Source organism: Bradyrhizobium sp. BRP19 (assembly GCF_020194195.1).
GTDB lineage: Bacteria > Pseudomonadota > Alphaproteobacteria > Rhizobiales > Xanthobacteraceae > Bradyrhizobium > Bradyrhizobium yuanmingense.
The window spans coordinates 1-438 of the sequence record NZ_JADYVZ010000136.1; the positions used below are offsets into that span (position 1 = coordinate 1).

Annotated in this window: 1 protein-coding gene; it reads left to right on the top strand. The window is 60.3% G+C overall.

From position 1 onward, the window contains the following. The coding region (locus I6F36_RS38865; protein WP_225173283.1) for an AAA family ATPase at positions 1–438 on the top strand (438 nt) is incomplete at both ends.

The following is a 438-nucleotide window of genomic DNA, read 5'->3' on the forward strand; positions in this document are numbered from 1 at the left end:
TTCCGCAAGAAGCTGCGCGAAGGCCAGCTCGACGACAAGGAAATCGAGCTGGAAGTGTCGGCGGGCGCGCCGAGCATGGACATCATGGGCCCGCCCGGCATGGAAGACATGACCGAGCATATCCGCTCGATGTTCGCGGGCCTGGGCCAAGGCAAGAAGAACCGTCGCAAGATGAAGGTGAGCGAAGCCTTCAAGCTGCTGATCGACGAAGAGGCGGCGAAACTCGTGAACGAAGACGAGCTGAAGCAGAAGGCGGTGGCCAACGTCGAGCAGAACGGCATCGTGTTCCTGGACGAGATCGACAAAGTTGCCAGCCGCAGCGAATACGGCGGCGGCGAGGTGTCACGTCAGGGCGTGCAGCGTGACTTGCTGCCGCTGGTGGAAGGCACTACCGTCAACACGAAGTACGGGATGATCAAGACAGATCACATCCTGTTC